Raw genomic sequence first — 17,056 nt, forward strand, 5'->3', positions numbered from 1 at the left:
AAATCTGCGCGGGACCGGGATGGATGCGACGCACCGTGCGCGCACAGCGTGCGTTCGCGTGGCGTGCGCCCCGCCGGACTATAACCCGGCAGGGCGCGCGATGCGAGGAGGCGGGTGAGGCTCGGCTGCGATTGGCGGTGCGGTGGGCGGCATAAAGTGCGGCATGATTTGCCGTGCCGACGTCCGTGCGTCGTTCGCCCGACGGCGCGTCGCACCAAGCCACCCCGCACGCTCAGGCAACCGCCCGAGCGTCCCCCGACGGCTCGCGGCAGGCTCTCTCGCACCGTTCGACCACCGGCGCGAGCCACGCTTGCGCGGCGTCGTGCAGATACGCGTCCTCGATCGTGAACGCGCCGTCCGCGAGCATCTTCGCGCAGGTCGCGCGCTGGATCTTGCCGCTCGATGTCGTATGAATCTCGCCTTTCTTCACGCGGATCACGCCGCTCAGCGTCAACTGGCACGCGTCCCACGCTTCGCGGCCGATTTCCGGCGCGAGCGCCGCGAGATCGAACCGGCCGATCGCCTCGAGCACGACGACGCCGCCCGCCTGCTCGCCGCGCTCGACGTTGCGGATGCGGCCGGCGCGCCGCCGCCCGGCCAGCGCTGGCGCTCGATGTACTGCAGCAGCCGCTCGAAGCTGTCGAGCCGATAGGCTTCTTCGATGTCGATGTCGACGCCGAGTTCGGCGGCGACCCTGCCGAGCAACTGGACATGCGCGAGCGACGACCATTCGGCGAGATTCTGCATCGACACGCCGGGGCCGAACGGCGCGCCCGTGAAGATCCGGCTGCCGAGAGCGCTCAATTGTCGTGAAAGCGAGGACACGCTGGGGGCTCCTTGTCGTTGATGTTGGGATCAGTGCGGCGCGGCGCCGAACAGCGCGAGCTCGTGGAACTGCCCACGCAGGCAGTGGTTCGAGCTCATCGACGACGCATAGCCGCCCGCGTTCAGCAGCGCGACGAAGTCGCCGGGCTCGACGGGCGGCAGGCTCACGTCCTTGCTCCACAGATCGAGCGCCTGTGCGGCCGCCGCGAGCGCTTGCGGCGCTTTCGCACACGCGAGCACGGCCTCGGCGAGCGCGGACGGCGCGATGCGCAGCCGCGCGCGCGGGCCGCTTCGGTCGATGGCGACGCCCGCCTGCGCGGCGATCGCGTCGACGAAGTCGACGGCCGGCTGGTTGCCGTCGTTGCGTGCGTAGTCGAGCGCGACGGCCGGCAACGCGGCGCGTTGCGCCGCCTGAGCGAGCGCGAGCAGCACGCCGTGCTCGACCTGCTTGCCGAGCACCGTGCAGCTCAGCACGAAATCGGCGAGGACGGGCAGCCCGGCATCGACGCGCACGAGCGCGAAGCCGCTGCAGCCGTATTGGCCGAAGCGGTCGGCGACGGTCAGCGCGAGCCCCGCCGCGTCGCGCGAAGTCGCGTCGAGCAGATCGGCTTCGAGAAGTGGGCGACCGCTCAGATGGAACGTCGCGGCCGTGTGGCTCAGGCGTGCGCTTTTCGCGAGCGCGGTTTTGTCGTCGAACGGGATGCTTGCGATGCGCAGTTGCCGGCGCTCGAAGAAGCGGGCGAGCGCCGCGCCGCGCGCGTCGAGCGCGGGCGACGGCAGCACGACGACGCGCGGCGGCGTCGCGCGGCCGGCGGCGAACGACGCGAGCGCGTCGAGCCACGCCTGCGCGCGTTGCGCGAGCAGCGCGGCGAGCGCGTCTGGCGATTGCGTGCGGTCGCTTGCTTTGTGCCGCACGAAATCGGCGAGCCGCACGAGCAGCAGCGTTGCATCGTCCACGTGCTGCGGATCGGGCGCGAGCAGCGCTTGCAGCAACTGGTTGTAGCGCGTGAACGCGACGTCGCCGAAGCCCCGCGCGCGCAGCAGCGGGTCGAGCGGCGATGCGTTGAACGTCGCGCCGACGTAGAGACGCCCGGCGCTCATCGCGCGGCCTCCGGCTCGGCGTTGGCGGCTGCGGGCGGCGCCTCGTAGAGCCCGCCCGCGGCCTCCGTCGGGAACCGGAACGCCGCGCGCACGTGCGCATGCGCGACGTTGTGCGGGCGCTTCAGCGCCGCGCGGCGTGCTTCGTCGAGCGATGCGTAGCGTTCGCCGCATGCGCCTTCAGATACGCGGAGAAGTCGCCGCTGTCGATCTGGTCGAGCACGCGCACGGCCGCGCGAAGCTCATGCGCGACGAAGCGAAGTCGTACGGCCTCGTCTACGGGCTCAGTTGCCCCGTTCATGATCGCAGCGGCGCGATCAGCATGCTCAGCATGGCAACCAACGATCCCTTCGAGCACGACGCGAGCGACATACTGCGGCTGCTGAGCCTGTCGCAACTGCTTGCGGGCTTCGTGCACGCGGCGATGCAGGAACTGCTCGACTGCCGGCTGAGACGGCAGGGCTCGTGCGACCTGACCGCGCGCGAGCGCGAATCGCTGCAATGGGCGGGGCGCGGCAAGACGGCCTGGGAAATCTCGAAGATTCTCGGCATTTCGGAGCGCACGGTCGTGTTCCATCTGTCGAACGCCGCGCGCAAGATCGGCGCGAACAACCGGGCGCAGGCGGTCGTCATGGCATCGGCGCGCGGCTTGATCTGAGCGCGCGCCCGCTGAGCGCATGCGCGCGGCATCGCGCAGTTGCGCCATCCAGTCGCTGCGCAGCGCGCTCCGCGCTCCGCGCTATATCGCCCCGCGCGATTTACTTTGCGAAATCGCTTCGTAGACCACCCCTGCCGGCCAGCCCTATCATCGATCGCAGTTCATTTCGAAACGAAGCAGCCGCGCCGTCGCGCAAGCGCAGGCGGCTTCGCCCGCCCGCCGGCCGTGTTCGTTCCGGCATCCTGAAGAGAGTCCCTCCTATGTCGTCTCGCCTTTTTCTCGCGCGCGTCGTCAGGCGCGCTTCGCGCGTTGCGGCCGCCGCACTCGCGAGCGCCGCGCTCGCCGCGCCGCTCGCGCATGCCGATTCCGGGCCGCTGAAGGTCGGCATCGCGACGAGCCCGCAGATCGACGCGCTGAAGGTGGCCGCGAAGGAGGCGAAGGCGCAGGGCCTCGACGTGAAGATCATCGAGTTCACCGACTGGAACACGCCGAACGCGGCCCTCGCGAACAAGGACATCGACGTCAATTATTTTCAGCACATCCCGTTCCTCGAGAACGCGAAGAAGCAGGGACACTATGATTTCGTCGCGATCGCGCCGGGCACGATCATGAAGATCGGCCTCTATTCGAAGAAGGTCAAAAGCTTCGATCAACTGAAGGACGGCGCGACGGTCGCGATCGCGAACGATCCCGTCAACGGCGGGCGCGGTCTGTTGCTGCTGCAGCGCGCGGGCTTGATCAAGCTGAAGCCGGGCGCCGATTACCGCGCGACGACGCGCGACATCGTGTCGAATCCGAAGCATCTGAAGATCCTGCCGCTCGAGGCGTCGCAACTCGCGCGCTCGCTCGACGACGTCGATCTCGCGCAAGGCTATCCGAGCTTCATCAAGCTCGCCGGCACGGCCGACCCGAACGGCGCGCTGCTGTTCGACGGGCTCGAGAACAAGCTGTTCGCGCTGCAATGGGTCGTGCGGCCGGAGCGCGTGAACGATCCGCGCATCCGCCGGTTCATTGCGATCTATCAGCATTCGCCGGCGGTCAGGAAGGCGCTCGACAACGCGTTCGGCTCGCTGTACGCGGTCGCCTGGTGAGGCAGGAGGCGCGCGCGATGGCGAAGAAAAAGATCCTGCTGAACGCGTTCAACATGAATTGCGTCGGCCATATCAATCATGGCTTGTGGACGCATCCGCGCGACCGCTCCGCGCAGTACACCGATCTCGACTACTGGGCCGATCTCGCGCGCACGCTCGAGCGCGGCAAGTTCGACGGGATCTTTCTCGCCGACATCGTCGGCGTCTACGACGTGTACGGCGGCGGCCCCGATGTCGCGCTGCGCGAATCGGTGCAGGTGCCCGTCAACGATCCGCTGCTGCTTGTGCCGGCGATGGCGCAGGTGACGCGGCATCTCGGCTTCGGCGTGACCGCGAACCTCACGTACGAGCCGCCGTATCTGTTCGCGCGACGGATGTCGACGCTCGATCACCTGACGAAAGGCCGCGTCGGCTGGAACATCGTGACCGGCTACCTCGACAGCGCCGCGCGCGGCATGGGCCTCGAGAAGCAGATCGAGCACGACGACCGCTACGCGCGCGCGGACGACTACATGGACGTCGTCTACAAGCTGTGGGAACGGAGCTGGGACGACGACGCGGTGATCCGCGACCGCGATGCGCGCGTGTTCGCGCGGCCCGACAAGGTGCGCCGCGTGCGCCACGACGGCCCGTATTACTCGATCGACGCGATTCATCTGAGCGAGCCTTCGCCGCAGCGCACGCCGGTGCTGTATCAGGCCGGATCGTCGGCGCGCGGCGTCGAGTTCGCCGCGAAGCACGCCGAATGCGTGTTCGTGAACGGCCAGAGCAAGGCCGCCGCGCGCCTGGCGGTGGCCGACATTCGCGCGGCCGCCGCGCGGATCGGCCGCGATCCGGCGTCGATCAGGATCTTCGCGGGCATCACGGTCGTCACGGACGAGAACGAGCGGGCGGCGCGCGAGAAGTTCGACGAATACCGGCGCCATGCGAACCCGGAAGCGGGGCTCGCGCACTTCGCGAGCTCGACCGGCATCGATTTCTCGCGCTTCGGCCTTGACGAGCCGATCGCGCACGTGAAGACCGATTCGATCCAGTCGGCCGTCGACGCGATCTCGAAGAAGAGCACGTCGGGCGCGTGGACCGTGCGGCGCGTTCTCGACCAGATGTCGATCGGCGGCCGCTATCACCCGGTCGTCGGCTCGCCGTCGCAAGTCGCGGACGAGCTCGCCGCGTGGGTCGACGAAACGGGCGTCGACGGCTTCAACGTGACGCGCACGGTGATGCCCGAATCGTTCGTCGATTTCGTCGACCGGATCGTGCCGGAGTTGCAGAACCGCGGCCTCTACAAGGAGGACTACGATTGCGCGCCGACGCTGCGCGCGAAGCTGTTCGGCGCAGACGGGCGGCTGCCCGGCTGGCATGCGGGCGCTCGGCACCGGTTCGACGGTGCGAGCGAAACCGGGAAAGTGTGACGAAGCGACGAGGCGACGCGATGGCGCAGCTACTCGATTCCCCCAGTTTCATCGAACGCTCGGCCACCGCGCCGCGCGAGACCGCGCCCGCTGCGCGCGACGCGGCGGCCGCCGCTTCGGCGATGGGCGCGGCGGTGTCGTTCGAGCTGGCGAGCAAGGTGTTCGACGGTCCGCGCGGCCCGTCGGCCGCGCTGCGCGAAGTGTCGCTCGACATCGCGCGCGGCGGCGTGTTCGGCGTGATCGGTCGCAGCGGCGCGGGCAAGTCGACGCTGTTGCGGCTCGTCAACGGGCTCGAGCGGCCGACGTCGGGCGCGGTGCGCGTGAACGGCGTCGACGTCGGCGCGCTCGACGAGCGCGGGCTCGTCGCGCTGCGGCGCCGGATCGGCATGGTGTTCCAGCATTTCAACCTGCTGTCCGCGAAGACCGTCGCCGACAACATCGGGCTGCCGCTGAAGATCGCCGGCGTGCCGAAGGCCGAGCGTGCGCGCAAGGTCGACGCGCTGCTCGATCTCGTCGGCCTGGCCGCGAAACGCGACGCGTATCCGGCGAGCCTGTCGGGCGGGCAGAAGCAGCGCGTCGGCATCGCGCGCGCGCTCGTCCACGATCCGGATCTGCTGTTGTGCGACGAAGCGACATCCGCGCTCGATCCGCAGACGTCGCAGTCGATCCTCGCGTTGCTCGCCGACATCAATCGGCGGCTCGGGCTCACGATCGTGCTGATCACGCACGAGATGGAAGTGATCCGCGCGGTGTGCGATACGGTGGCCGTCGTCGAGCATGGCGAGGTGGTCGAGACGGGGCCGGTATGGCGCGTGTTCGGCGATCCGAGGCATGGCGCGACGCGCGCGCTGTTGCGCACGCTCGTCCATGATCTGCCGGCCGATCTCGCGACGCGCGTGCGGCCGCTCGACGGCGCCGCCCCGCTGCCGTGCGGCGCGCGACTGCTGCTCGCCGTCCGCTACACGGGCGCGGACGGCGGCGAGCCGGATCTCGGCGCACTGACGAGCGCGCTCGCGCGCAACGTCGGCGACGCGGTGCATTTCGTGCACGGCGGGCTCGACAGGATCCAGGGGCGCGTGCAGGGGCGGCTCGTGATCGCCGCGTCGCTCGCCGCGCGAGGCGCGGCCGGCCCGGACAGGATCGCGGCTGCGCTCGCCGCCGCGCGCCGGCATGCGAATCATGTGGAGGTGCTCGGCTATGTCTGAACTGTGGTTTCCCGAACTCGCGGACGCGATCCGCGACACGCTGTGGATGGTCGGCGCGTCGGCGCTCGTTGCCGCGCTCGTCGGCGTGCCGCTCGCGCTCGTGCTCGTCACGACCGCGCCGGGCGGCATCTACGAGCGGCGCGGCGTGAACGCGGCGCTCGGCGCGATCGTCAATGCGTTCCGCTCGACGCCGTTCATCATCCTGCTCGTTGCGCTGCTGCCGTTCACGCGCTTCGTGATCGGCACGACGATCGGCGTGTGGGCCGCGATCGTGCCGCTGTCGATCGCGGCGATTCCGTTCTTCGCGCGCATTGCCGAGGTGAGCCTGCGCGAGGTCGACAAGGGGCTCGTCGAGGCCGCGCAGGCGATGGGCGCCAAGCGGCGTCACATCGTCCGTCACGTGCTGTTGCCGGAGGCGCTGCCGGGGATCGTCGGCGGCTTCACGATCACGGTCGTCGCGCTGATCGGCTCGACAGCGATGGCGGGCGCGGTCGGCGCGGGCGGGCTCGGCGATCTCGCGATACGCTACGGCTACCAGCGTTTCGATTCGACGGTGATGGCGACGGTGATCGTGATCCTGATCGCGCTCGTCACCGTCGTGCAGTTCACCGGCGACCGCGTCGTGCGGCGGCTCGCGAAGCGCGCGTGAGCGCGGCCTGCGCATGCGCCGAGACGCCGCCCGCACATCGGACTGACTGCGGATGCATGACGAGGGCATGACGATGGCGGCTTCATGGACGCGACGCCGCCACCGCGTCGACAGGCAGGTATCCGAACGAACCGCCTTTCGTAAGAAATGCAAGAAATCCTTGCCGACGGCCGCCGCGACACTGTCCGGACACATATCTGTACATTGATTACAGGTGCCCGGCGCTAGTATTCGACGCACACCACACCGCTAATCGGGCGATCGACCACAAACGGCGGTGCGGCGCGTGCGCACGCGTGACATCGCGGGCCGTCGCCGCATCGACCGACATGCCCGCCACCTGGGAAGCTTCCGTATGAACGATCCACGAGTCCTGGTTGAAATGACGGTCGAAGCCGACCGGACGCCGCCGCGCACGCTCGCCGAGCTGATCGCGGCGCTGCGCGCGAGCGCGGCGGAACGCGATCGCGCGGGCGGCCATGCGTCGCGCGAGAAGCGGTGGATCGCCGACGCCGGCTTGCTGACGCTCGCGGTGCCGCGCGAATTCGGCGGCCAGGAAGCGGGCTGGCCCGTGATCTACCACACGATCCGCGCGCTCGCGCGCGTCGACAGCGCGCTCGCGCATCTGCTCGGCTTTCAGTGCCTGCAGATCGTCAGCGTCGACGTGTGGGGCAGCGCCGCGCAGCGCGAGCGCTATCTGCGCGGCACGGTCGAGCATGACTGGTGGTGGGGCAACGCGGTGAATCCGCTCGACGCGCGGCTCGTCGCGCGCGCGACGGGCGACGGCGGCTACCGGCTCGACGGCGTCAAGGGTTTCTGCTCGGGCACGCGCGGCTCGCAGCGGATGACGGTGTCCGCGCACGATCCGGACACGGGCAAGCCGGTGTTCGCCGTCGTGCCGACGCAGCGCGAAGGGATCACGGTGCGCGACGACTGGGACCCGATCGGCCAGCGGCAGACCGACAGCGGCAGCGTGGCGTTCGACGGCGTGCGCGTCGAGCCAGACGAGGTGCTGCATCGGTCGGAAGCGCCGCCGACGCCGCGCGCGACGCTGCGCACGCTCGTGTCGCAGCTCGTGTTGACGAATCTGTTCGTCGGCATCGCGGAGGGCGCGCTCGCCGAGGCGCGCGACTACGTGCAGCGCGCGGGGCGGCCGTGGGTGCACTCGGGCGTGGAGCGCGCGGCGGACGATCCGTACACGCTGCAGCGCTTCGGCGACATGCGCGTGCAGACGGTGAGCGCCGAGGCGCTCGCGGATCGCGCGGCGCGGGCGTTGCAGCGCGCATGGACGGAGCAGGACGCGTTGACGGCCGATGCGCGCGCGGAAGTCGCGCTCGCGATCTCGGAGGCGAAGATCGTCGCGCAGCGCGCGGCGCTCGACGTCAGCGAGGCGCTGTTCGACGCGTGCGGCGCGCGCGCGACGGCCGCGCCGCTCGCGCTCGACCGCTTCTGGCGCAACGCGCGCACGCACACGCTGCACGATCCGCTCGACTACCGGCTGCGCGACGTCGGCCGCTATGCGCTGACGGGCACGCTGCCCGACGCGTCGCTCTATACGTGACGCGGCCGCGCGTGCCGCCGGTTCGCGGCGCGCGCGGCCGTCCCGCTTCGTTTTCGTTTTCGATGCCGTCTTTCGCGCCGTCATTCGATCGGCCGCCGCGCGAAGCGCGCGGCGAACGCCTCGAACGCGGCGATGTCGGCGCGCGGCGTGCCGATCGCCGCATCGCTCGGGCCGATGTCGTCCATCAGCACCGGCTGGCAGTCGATCAGGTGCCGCGCGTTCGGAAACTTGGACATCCTCGGCAGCCGGTAGCGCAGCCGGAACAGGCGCGGCAGCACGCCGCGCGGCTTGCGCAGATCGTCGACCTGCTGCACCGACGCGTCGAACCAGAAGCGCGACCACGCGGCCTGCTTGCGCTCGCCGCGCGGCGCGGCGATGAATTCCGTCAGCACGAGCAGGATGTACGGGATGTCGCGTTGCGCGAGCGTCGGCCACGCCCACAGCTTCAGCACGTCCGCGAGCTCGATCGCGCGCATGAAGCGCGCGATCCCGAACGCGGCCGCCGTCTGCCGGATCGTGTGCAGGTGCCGCTGCCAGTGCTGGAAGAAGGTTGCGCGGGCTCGCCGGCCGTGCTCGTCGAGCGGCGGGCCGAGGTGCACGGCGAGCGGGTTCGGCAGCGCGTCGTTGACGAGCGGGCAGCGCGCGAACTCGCCCGCGAGATGGACGAAGCGGCGCGCGTGCGAGCGGTCGCGCAACTGCACGACGTACAGCGCTTCCAGACAGAGCGGACAGCGCGCCCACCCGCGCGGGACGGGGTCCGCGCGACAGAGTTCGTCGACGTGGACCAGTCGATCCTCGACCGGGTGCAGCGCATATTCGAGCATCGGCCGTGCTTTCATGTCGGTGCCGGTCCGGCCCGGACGGCGCGGCGCTCGCGCGCCGGCGCCGCATGCGGGCCGTGAGATCAACGAAGAACGAAGTCAACCAGAAATCAGTATCCCGAATCAGACACGCGATATGTGACACGCCGATGTGCGGTTCGTGGCGATTGGCGGTTTTCGTGCCGACGGGCGGTGCGGCGGCGCGACCGGATGCCGGCGCGAACGGCCGGCGGCCGGCCGAGCGACTAACGCACGACTAATGCATGCCTAATGCGCGACGCCCAGCGATAGGCGCAGCCCGTCCATGATCCGTTGATAGCGCGCCCTCACTTCGTCGCGCGACGCGACGTTCGCGTTCGTGAAGCGCCCGGACCACGCGGGATTCCATCGATACGTGCCGTGGCCGATGCGGTCGCCGTCGGGGCCCGCGATCGTCGACTTGATCCGCGCGTCCCGGCCCGCGCCGGAATGCGTGTCGAACAGCGCGTCGAGATACGACTGGTATGCGCGGTACACGTCGTCGTCGAACAGGTGGCGGTAGACGTGGATCGTCTGGTCGAGCTCGCGCTTCGCGCGGATCACGTCGTCGGGCGAGATGTCCTTCCACGGGCCGACCCACGTGTAGAAGCACAGCAGGCGGTTGAGGAGCGGCGCGATCGTGTCGTAGAGCGCGAGCCGCTTTTCGATCAGCTTCTGGTTCGTCCACTGGACGAGCTCGAGCTGCTTGAGCCGATGGCTGACGAGCCAGCCGAACGCGGCGACGGAAACCGGCGTGAGCACTTCGGCGGCGAGCTTGACGATCTCCAGCGAATTCCAGGGATGCTCCGGCGTCGGCATGCGGGCTCCTCGTCGAAAAGCCTCAATTTAGCATCGCCCGCGGCCGCCGCGGCGCGCCCGCGGGTCATGCCGCCTGCTCGTACAGCGCGCGCACGTAGCGCAGGTGCCGCTCCGCCGCCGCGCGCGCGCGCTCGGGGTCCTTCGCGGCGATCGCCTCGTAGATCTCGGTGTGCTGCTCGAGGAGCGCGCGCTCCATCGCGTCCGCGTGGTTCACGAGCCGGTGCGACTTGTGCATCGATTCCTGCAGCAGCCCGTGGATGCCGTGCATCACGTGGATTAGCGCGACGTTGTGCGTCGCATCGGCGATCGCGAGGTGGAAGTTCGCGTCGACTTCGGCGAGCCGGCCCGGCTCGTGCTTCAGCGAATGGCCCGCGAGCGTATCGAACGCGTCCTTGATCTTCGCGAGATCGCCGGGCGTCGCGCGCTCGGCCGCATACGCGGTCGAGATCGTTTCGAGGCCGTGGCGCAGCTCGAGCACGTCGTGGCTCGCCGCGGGGTCCTGCAACAGCAGATCGGCGAGCGGATTGGACACGACGGGCGCCGTGATGTCCGCGACGACGAAGCCGCCCCGCCCGACCGAGCCGATGAAGCCGTCCGCCTCGAGCCGCACGAGCGCCTCGCGCAGCGACGGGCGCGACACGCTCAGTTGCGCGGCGAGCTCGCGCTCGGTCGGCAGCTTCTGGCCGGGCAGCAGCTTGCCCGCCGAGATGAGCGACTTGATCTGGTCGGACACCACGTCGGACAGGCGCACGCGGGTATAGGACTCGACTGGCTGAAACGTCATGCACGGGCCTTCTGGACGGTTGGGTGGCGCGGCGCCGGCTTGCGCGGCCGGCCGTTCGTGCGCGTCGGCCGACCCGCGCCGGGGCGTGCCGGGCGTGTGACAGGCCGCGCGGAATTATACCCGGCGGGGCGCCGGCGACCTTCCGGGCCCATGCCGGCGCGGGTTTTGGCGCAATCGGCGGGTTGCTGATCGGCGTTTTCCCTGATCGCGCCGGCATTGACAGCCGGCCGCTATCTCACTATCTTGGCCAGCGTGGTCAGACCAACTTGACCAAAGTATAGGGCATCGAAAGCGGTTCCGCGCGTTTGCGCGCGGGTTCTCTTCGACGCCCGTTCGTCGATGTCATCCGTTCAAGCCAAGCAGCGGCCGCGGCGAGCGGCCGGATCAAACACATGGACTCATCCCCGCAGACCGCCGGCGCTTCCGGCGGCACCCGCGAGACGCCGCGCGTCGGCCTGTTCGTCACGTGCCTCGCGAATCTCTTCCGGCCGAGCGCCGCGCTCGCGGCCGTGCAATTGCTCGAATCAGCCGGCTGCACGGTCGACGCGCCGCGCGCGCAGACCTGCTGCGGCCAGCCGGCGCTGAACAGCGGCGATTTCGACGACGCGCGCGGCATCGCGCGCCGCACGATCGAAGTATTCGAGCACTACGACTACGTCGTCGCGCCGTCCGGCTCGTGCATCCGCACGCTGCGCCACGACTATCCGGACCTGCTCGCGAACGATCCCGCATGGAAGCCGCGCGCCGAGCGGCTCGCCGCGCGCGCGCACGAGCTGACGAGCTTTCTCGTCGACGTGCTCGGCTGGGCGGGCCCCGAGCGCGCCGCGGTGCCGGATTGCACGCTCGCCTATCACGACACCTGCTCGGGCCTGCGCGGCCTCGGCATCCAGGCGCAGCCGCGCGCGCTGCTCGCGCGCGTCGAGGGCGTCGCGCTGAAGGAAATGAAGGACGCCGAAGTCTGCTGCGGCTTCGGCGGCACGTTCTGCGTGAAGTATCCGGAGATCTCGACGAAGATCGTATCCGACAAGACCGCGAACGTCGCCGCGAGCGGCGCGACCGTGCTCGCGGGCGGCGATCTCGGCTGCCTGATGAACATCGGCGGGCGGCTCAAGCGCGAGGGGAGCCCGGTGCGCGTCTATCACGTCGCCGAAGTGCTGACCGGCATGAACGTCGAGCCGATCTGCGGGGAGGGCGAATGAGCGCGCAACCCTTCGCCGCGACGGCGACGTTCAAGGCGCGCGCGAGCGCCGCGCTGCACGACGCGCAGCTTCAGGAGGCGCTCGGCATGCTCGGCGAGGGCTGGATCGAGAAGCGGCGGCGCGTCGTGTCGCTTTTGCCCGAATTCGAGATGCTGCGCGAGCGCGCGAAGGCCGTGAAGGACCACGTGCTCGCGAATCTCGATACGTATCTCGAACGCTACGAGGCGGCCGTCACGCGCGCGGGCGGCGTCGTCCACTGGGCGGGCGACGCGGCGCAGGCGCGCGAGATCGTGCTGAAGATCTGCCGCGACGCGAACGCGAAGACGATCACGCGCGGCAAGTCGATGGTCGGCGAGGAGATCGGCCTGCCCGCCGCGCTCGAGGGCGCGGGGATGGAAGTCGTCGAGACCGATCTCGGCGAATACATCGTGCAGCTCGCGCACGAAGGGCCGAGCCACATCGTGTTCCCGGCGCTGCACAAGACGATCGGTCAGGTTACCGAACTGTTCGCCGGGCACCATTCGCCCGCGCAGTACGACGGGCCGCGCGAGAGCGTCGCGGACGTTGTCGGCGAGGCGCGCCAGGTGTTGCGCGAGAAGTTCTTCGTCGCGGACGTCGGCATCACCGGCGCGAACTTTCTCGTCGCCGAGACGGGCTCGAACGTGATCTGCACGAACGAGGGCAACGGCGATCTGACGTCGACGCTCGCGCGCGTGCACATCGTGACGGCGGGCATCGAGCGCGTCGTGCCGACGCTCGACGACGTCGCGCTGTTCGTGCGCCTGCTCGGCCGCAGCGCGACGGGGCAGGAGATCACGTCGTACACGACGTTCAGCACGGGCCCGAAGCGCGGCGACGATCTCGACGGGCCGCAGGAATACCACGTCGTGCTCGTCGACAACGGCCGCACGCGGATGCTCGCGGGCGAATTTCGCGACATGCTGCGCTGCATCCGCTGCGGCGCGTGCATGAACCATTGCCCGGTGTACGGCGCGGTCGGCGGGCATGCGTATGGCTGGGTCTATCCGGGGCCGATGGGCGCCGTCCTCACACCGCTCTTGCAAGGCATCGAGCACAACACCGATCTGCCGAACGCGTGCACGCTGAACGGGCGTTGCGCGGAGGTCTGCCCGGTGAAGATTCCGCTGCCGACGCTGCTGAAGAAACTGCGCGGGATGCAGTTCGACGCGCGGCTCACCGCGCCCGGCACGCGTTTTCTGCTGCGCGCGTTCGGCGCGGTCGCGCGGCGGCCGGCGCTCTATCACTGGCTCACGCGCGCCGGCGCGCGCGCGCTGCGCGCACTCGGCGGCAAGCGCGGCAGCATCGCGCGCGTGCCGTTCGCATCCGGCTGGACCGATTCGCGCGAATTGCCGAAACCGCCGCCGCGCACGTTCTTCGAGACGTGGGACGCGACGCGCGCGAATCCGCGTCGGGAGGGCGGCCGATGAGCGCGCGCGACGACATTCTCGGCCGTATCCGCGCGGCGCTCGGCAGCGAGCGCGCGCCGCTCGCCGCGCAGTCTCCCGCGCCGGATGCGCGTGGGGCGCTCGATTCGAACGCGGCGTCTTTTTCCGCATCGGCCGCCGCGCGCGATCCGGTGATCTCGCTCGGCGGCGTCGATCTCGTCGCGCGCTTCGTCGCGAAGGTGCAGCAGGTGTCCGCGACGTGCGCGCACGTCGCGACGGCCGCTGACGCACCCGCCGCCGTCGATGCATACCTGCGCGATGCGGGGCTCGCCGATGCGCCGCTCGTCGTGGCCGCGGCGCTCGACGCATTGCCGTGGCGCGCGCATTGCGCGCTGCCCGGCGTCGATCTGCGCCGCGATGGGCTCGTCAGCGTCACGCCGTCGTTCGCGGCGATCGCGGAGACGGGCAGCGTCGTGTGCCTGTCGTCGAGCGCGACGCCGACGTCGCTGAACTTCGTCGCCGCGACGCACGTCGTGCTCGTGAAGCGCAGCGCGATCGTCGCGACGATGGAGGATGCGTGGGCGCGCGTGCGCGCGACGGTCGCGACGCTGCCGCGCGCGGTCAACGTGATCACGGGGCCGTCGCGCACCGCCGACGTCGAGCAGACCGTGCAGGTCGGCGTGCATGGCCCGAAGCGCGTGCTCGTGCTGATTTGCGACGACGCGTAATGATCTGCGCCGGTCCGCGCCGGATGTGCGCGGCGCGCGGCCGGGTTCGACGCAGCGGTGTGTCGATCGCCGCGCGGCGCAGGCCGAGCGCGGCGAGCCGATTAATGGGCGAAGCCGTGCGTCGTGGGCCCGGCAATTCGCCGGCATCGCCCCTCCCGGCACGGACAAGGAACCGCAGTCAGCAGCATGCGGTGCGCGACGACGAACGACGCGCGCCGCACCGAAACCAAAGCGCCGGCACCGACCGGCGCGCCGATACGAACGGCCCGCGAGGCCGTCGCCCATTCAGGTTCATTCACGGAAGGAGACACACGTGCAGGTTTGGAACCAGGTCTATCTGCCGCTCGGCGGCGTCGGCTGGTCGGCGCTCGCCGCCGGCGCGCCGATCATTCTGTTCTTCGTGTCGCTCGCGGTGCTGCGGCTCAAGGGACACGTCGCGGGCGCGCTCACGCTTGCGCTCTCGCTCGTCGTCGCGATCGCCGTCTACGGGATGCCCGCCGAGCGCGCGCTCGCGTCGGCGGCCTACGGCTTCGCGTACGGCCTGTGGCCGATCGCGTGGATCATCGTTACCGCGGTGTTCCTCTACAAGATCGTGGTGAAGAGCGGCCAGTTCGACATCATCCGCAGCTCGATCGTGTCGCTGACCGACGATCAGCGGTTGCAGATGCTGTTGATCGGCTTCTCATTCGGCGCGTTTCTCGAAGGCGCGGCGGGCTTCGGCGCGCCGGTCGCGATCACGTCCGCGCTGCTCGTCGGCCTCGGCTTCAATCCGCTCTACGCGGCGGGCCTGTGCCTGATCGCGGATACCGCGCCCGTCGCGTTCGGCGCGCTCGGGATTCCGGTGATCGTCGCGGGCCAGGTGTCGGGCCTCGATCCGATGGCGGTCGGCGCGATGGCGGGACGCCAGTTGCCGTTCCTGTCGTTCTTCCTGCCGTTCTGGCTCGTGTTCGTGATGGACGGCGTGAAGGGCGTGCGCGAGACGTGGCCCGCCGCGCTCGTCGCGGGCGGCAGCTTCGCGTTTGTGCAATTCTTCACGTCGAACTACATCGGGCCCGAGCTGCCCGACGTGACGTCGGCGCTCGCGAGCCTCGTCGCGCTCGCGTCGTTCCTGAAGGTGTGGCGGCCGTTGCGCGCGCGCGAGGCCGCGCGCGCGGCAGCAGTCGTGCCGGCGGGCGGCGGCGCGCTCGCGCTCGGCGGCATGCCGGGCGGCCTGGGCGGCGCGCGCGCGACGGGCGGCCGGCAGCCTTCGCCGTATTCGTTCGCGCAGATCGCGCGCGCGTGGTCGCCGTTCGTCGTGCTGACCGTGATGGTGACGATCTGGAGCATGAAGCCGTTCAAGGCGCTGTTCGCGAAGGGCGGCGCGCTCGCGTTCACGACGCTGTCATTCCACGTTCCGCATCTCGACAAGCTCACGCAGAAGATGGCGCCCGTCGTCGCGCATCCGACGCCCGTGCCCGCGGTATTCAACTGGGATCTGCTCGCGGCGACGGGCACCGCGATCCTGCTGTCGGCGATCGTATCGATGGCAATCCTGAACGTTCCGGCGCGCACCGGCGTGCGCACGTTCTTCGAGGTGCTGAAGGAGCTGAAGCGCCCGGTGCTGTCGATCGGCCTCGTGCTCGCGTTCGCGTTCGTCGAGAACTATTCGGGAATGTCGACGACGCTCGCGCTGCTGCTCGCGGGCACGGGCGCGGCGTTTCCATTCTTCTCGCCGCTGCTCGGCTGGATCGGCGTGTTCCTGACGGGCTCGGATACGTCGTCGAACGCGCTGTTCTGCTCGCTGCAGGCGACCACCGCGCAGCAGATCGGCGTGCCGGGCACGCTGCTCGTCGCGGCGAACACGACGGGCGGCGTCGCGGGCAAGATGATCTCGCCGCAGTCGATCGCGGTCGCGTGCGCGGCCGTCGGCCTCGTCGGCCACGAGGCGGACCTGTTCCGCTTCACGCTGCGGCACAGCCTGTTCTTCGCGCTGATCGTCGGCGTGATGACCTGCGTGCAGGCGTACTGGCTGACGGGGATGATCGCGCACTGAATGCGCGGGGCGAACGCATCCGCGCGTTCGCCGTCGATCGTGACAGTGCGCGCTGTTTCGTTCGCGCCGGCGCATGCGGGCGGCGAGCGGGGCGCGTGCATGCGCCGCGTCTGTTCGCTTGTGCCGTTTCGTACGGACTGCCGTGTAAAGATTTGCTACAACCTTTTGCTTGGAACGACGGACGAGACCTCCTATTCTGGCGGATTTACGAGATACGCCGCGCCCGGCGCGGCGTTCGTCGATTGATCACAGGAGGTCACGCATGACGCGTTCCGTCGATTCCGGCGTCATTTTTCTCGCACGGCTCCTGCTCGCCGTGCTGTTCCTCTGGGGCGGCGCGATGAAGCTGATGGGCTACGGCGAGTTCGTCGGCTATCTGAAGGGGCTCGGCGTGCCGTTCGCGCAGGTCGCGGCGCCCGCGGTCGTCGCGCTCGAAACGCTCGGCGGCGTGCTGCTCGTCGTCGGCTACAAGGTGAAGCCGCTCGCGCTCGTGCTGGCGATCTACACGCTCGCGGCCGCGCTGTTCGGACATAATTTCTGGGACGCGACCAATTCGGCCTTGCAGCGCGACATGGTCGTGCATTTCTGGAAGAACGTCGCGATCGCGGGCGGCTTCCTGCTGTTGTACGTGACGGGCGCGGGCGGCGCCAGCATCGACGGCGCGCGGCGGCCGTCGTCGTCTTACGGGTCGCTGCGCTGAGCGATCAGCGGGGCTCGCGCATGGCGGCGCTTCGCTCGATGCGCCGCCAT

14 protein-coding genes and 4 pseudogenes are annotated in these 17,056 nt (G+C 69.8%); 11 read left to right on the forward strand and 7 right to left on the reverse strand.

Features of this window, described 5'->3' with window-relative positions; all coding sequences use genetic code 11:
• Positions 1 to 232 precede the first annotated feature (232 nt).
• From WT16_RS25350 to WT16_RS35205, 4 genes and pseudogenes are all read right to left on the reverse strand, one after another.
• A pseudogene (locus WT16_RS25350) lies at positions 233 to 565 on the reverse strand (AMP-binding protein); the annotation flags it as partial.
• Positions 553 to 825: pseudogene (locus WT16_RS25355) on the reverse strand (acyl carrier protein); the annotation flags it as partial. The pseudogenes WT16_RS25355 and WT16_RS25350, both read right to left, overlap by 13 nt.
• A gap of 30 nt (positions 826 to 855) precedes the next feature.
• A complete protein-coding gene (locus WT16_RS25360; RefSeq protein ID WP_063534495.1) occupies positions 856 to 1,926 on the reverse strand; it encodes a fkbH domain protein in 1,071 nt (356 codons plus the stop codon).
• Positions 1,923 to 2,227 (reverse strand): annotated as a pseudogene (locus tag WT16_RS35205) (ketol-acid reductoisomerase); the annotation flags it as partial. The pseudogene WT16_RS35205 and the gene WT16_RS25360, both read right to left, overlap by 4 nt.
• On the opposite strand from WT16_RS35205, the pseudogene malR reads away from it, so the two are divergent.
• The 6 genes and pseudogenes from malR to WT16_RS25390 all read left to right on the forward strand — a co-directional run.
• A pseudogene (malR, locus tag WT16_RS25365) lies at positions 2,156 to 2,581 on the forward strand (LuxR family transcriptional regulator MalR); the annotation flags it as partial. The pseudogenes WT16_RS35205 and malR sit on opposite strands and share 72 nt — an antisense overlap.
• A 260-nt stretch (positions 2,582 to 2,841) precedes the next feature.
• The gene (locus WT16_RS25370; RefSeq protein ID WP_059932388.1) at positions 2,842 to 3,672 is read left to right on the forward strand and encodes a MetQ/NlpA family ABC transporter substrate-binding protein; all 831 of its coding nucleotides are present in this window, start codon (positions 2,842 to 2,844) and stop codon (positions 3,670 to 3,672) included.
• 17 nt (positions 3,673 to 3,689) lie between these two features.
• A complete protein-coding gene (locus WT16_RS25375; protein ID WP_063534962.1) occupies positions 3,690 to 5,084 on the forward strand; it encodes an LLM class flavin-dependent oxidoreductase in 1,395 nt (464 codons plus the stop codon).
• 20 nt (positions 5,085 to 5,104) lie between these two features.
• Positions 5,105 to 6,289 carry an ATP-binding cassette domain-containing protein gene (locus WT16_RS25380; RefSeq protein ID WP_063534963.1) on the forward strand — a complete coding sequence of 395 codons (1,185 nt, stop codon included), beginning with the start codon at positions 5,105 to 5,107 and terminating at the stop codon, positions 6,287 to 6,289.
• Positions 6,282 to 6,938 (forward strand): methionine ABC transporter permease, encoded by a 657-nt coding sequence (locus WT16_RS25385; RefSeq protein WP_006029001.1) that lies wholly within the window; start codon positions 6,282 to 6,284, stop codon positions 6,936 to 6,938. The genes WT16_RS25380 and WT16_RS25385 overlap by 8 nt, the downstream gene beginning before the upstream one ends.
• A 382-nt stretch (positions 6,939 to 7,320) precedes the next feature.
• Positions 7,321 to 8,499: an acyl-CoA dehydrogenase family protein gene (locus WT16_RS25390; protein ID WP_015603541.1), complete on the forward strand. Its 1,179-nt coding sequence runs from the start codon at positions 7,321 to 7,323 to the stop codon at positions 8,497 to 8,499.
• An 80-nt stretch (positions 8,500 to 8,579) separates the two neighbouring features.
• Here the strand turns inward: WT16_RS25390 and WT16_RS25395 are convergent, their stop codons facing one another.
• The 3 genes from WT16_RS25395 to WT16_RS25405 all read right to left on the reverse strand — a co-directional run bounded on the left by WT16_RS25395 (position 8,580) and on the right by WT16_RS25405 (position 10,941).
• Complete coding sequence (locus tag WT16_RS25395) at positions 8,580 to 9,407, reverse strand: hypothetical protein (RefSeq protein WP_043283198.1); 828 nt, start codon at positions 9,405 to 9,407, stop codon at positions 8,580 to 8,582.
• Between the two features lie 180 nt (positions 9,408 to 9,587).
• Positions 9,588 to 10,157, reverse strand: a complete 570-nt coding sequence (locus tag WT16_RS25400; RefSeq protein ID WP_059932392.1) for a hypothetical protein — start codon at positions 10,155 to 10,157, stop codon at positions 9,588 to 9,590.
• A gap of 64 nt (positions 10,158 to 10,221) precedes the next feature.
• Positions 10,222 to 10,941 (reverse strand): FCD domain-containing protein, encoded by a 720-nt coding sequence (locus WT16_RS25405; protein ID WP_009914283.1) that lies wholly within the window; start codon positions 10,939 to 10,941, stop codon positions 10,222 to 10,224.
• Positions 10,942 to 11,333: 392 nt separating this feature from the next.
• Between WT16_RS25405 and WT16_RS25410 the strand changes: the two genes are divergently transcribed.
• The 5 genes from WT16_RS25410 to WT16_RS25430 all read left to right on the forward strand — a co-directional run bounded on the left by WT16_RS25410 (position 11,334) and on the right by WT16_RS25430 (position 17,006).
• The gene (locus WT16_RS25410; RefSeq protein WP_063534497.1) at positions 11,334 to 12,140 is read left to right on the forward strand and encodes a (Fe-S)-binding protein; all 807 of its coding nucleotides are present in this window, start codon (positions 11,334 to 11,336) and stop codon (positions 12,138 to 12,140) included.
• Complete coding sequence (locus WT16_RS25415) at positions 12,137 to 13,588, forward strand: LutB/LldF family L-lactate oxidation iron-sulfur protein (RefSeq protein ID WP_063534498.1); 1,452 nt, start codon at positions 12,137 to 12,139, stop codon at positions 13,586 to 13,588. Before WT16_RS25410 ends, WT16_RS25415 begins: the two co-directional genes overlap by 4 nt.
• Positions 13,585 to 14,274, forward strand: coding sequence for an LUD domain-containing protein (locus WT16_RS25420; protein WP_063534964.1), 690 nt, complete (start codon positions 13,585 to 13,587; stop codon positions 14,272 to 14,274). The genes WT16_RS25415 and WT16_RS25420 overlap by 4 nt, the downstream gene beginning before the upstream one ends.
• 313 nt (positions 14,275 to 14,587) lie before the next feature.
• Positions 14,588 to 16,306, forward strand: a complete 1,719-nt coding sequence (locus WT16_RS25425) for a lactate permease LctP family transporter (protein ID WP_063534499.1) — start codon at positions 14,588 to 14,590, stop codon at positions 16,304 to 16,306.
• 262 nt (positions 16,307 to 16,568) lie between these two features.
• A complete protein-coding gene (locus WT16_RS25430; RefSeq protein WP_015604064.1) occupies positions 16,569 to 17,006 on the forward strand; it encodes a DoxX family protein in 438 nt (145 codons plus the stop codon).
• Positions 17,007 to 17,056 lie beyond the last annotated feature (50 nt).

It is taken from the genome of Burkholderia sp. MSMB1589WGS (assembly GCF_001636105.1).
GTDB lineage: Bacteria > Pseudomonadota > Gammaproteobacteria > Burkholderiales > Burkholderiaceae > Burkholderia > Burkholderia humptydooensis.

Coding starts and splice junctions, on each gene's coding strand:
- WT16_RS25420 (WP_063534964.1), top strand. CDS start 13,585: ATGAGCGCGCGCGACGACATTCTCGGCCGTATCCGCGCGGCGCTCGGC.
- WT16_RS25385 (WP_006029001.1), top strand. CDS start 6,282: ATGTCTGAACTGTGGTTTCCCGAACTCGCGGACGCGATCCGCGACACG.
- WT16_RS25400 (WP_059932392.1), bottom strand. CDS start 10,157: ATGCCGACGCCGGAGCATCCCTGGAATTCGCTGGAGATCGTCAAGCTC.
- WT16_RS25405 (WP_009914283.1), bottom strand. CDS start 10,941: ATGACGTTTCAGCCAGTCGAGTCCTATACCCGCGTGCGCCTGTCCGAC.
- WT16_RS25430 (WP_015604064.1), top strand. CDS start 16,569: ATGACGCGTTCCGTCGATTCCGGCGTCATTTTTCTCGCACGGCTCCTG.
- WT16_RS25410 (WP_063534497.1), top strand. CDS start 11,334: ATGGACTCATCCCCGCAGACCGCCGGCGCTTCCGGCGGCACCCGCGAG.
- WT16_RS25380 (WP_063534963.1), top strand. CDS start 5,105: ATGGCGCAGCTACTCGATTCCCCCAGTTTCATCGAACGCTCGGCCACC.
- WT16_RS25360 (WP_063534495.1), bottom strand. CDS start 1,926: ATGAGCGCCGGGCGTCTCTACGTCGGCGCGACGTTCAACGCATCGCCG.
- WT16_RS25375 (WP_063534962.1), top strand. CDS start 3,690: ATGGCGAAGAAAAAGATCCTGCTGAACGCGTTCAACATGAATTGCGTC.
- WT16_RS25370 (WP_059932388.1), top strand. CDS start 2,842: ATGTCGTCTCGCCTTTTTCTCGCGCGCGTCGTCAGGCGCGCTTCGCGC.
- WT16_RS25390 (WP_015603541.1), top strand. CDS start 7,321: ATGACGGTCGAAGCCGACCGGACGCCGCCGCGCACGCTCGCCGAGCTG.
- WT16_RS25415 (WP_063534498.1), top strand. CDS start 12,137: ATGAGCGCGCAACCCTTCGCCGCGACGGCGACGTTCAAGGCGCGCGCG.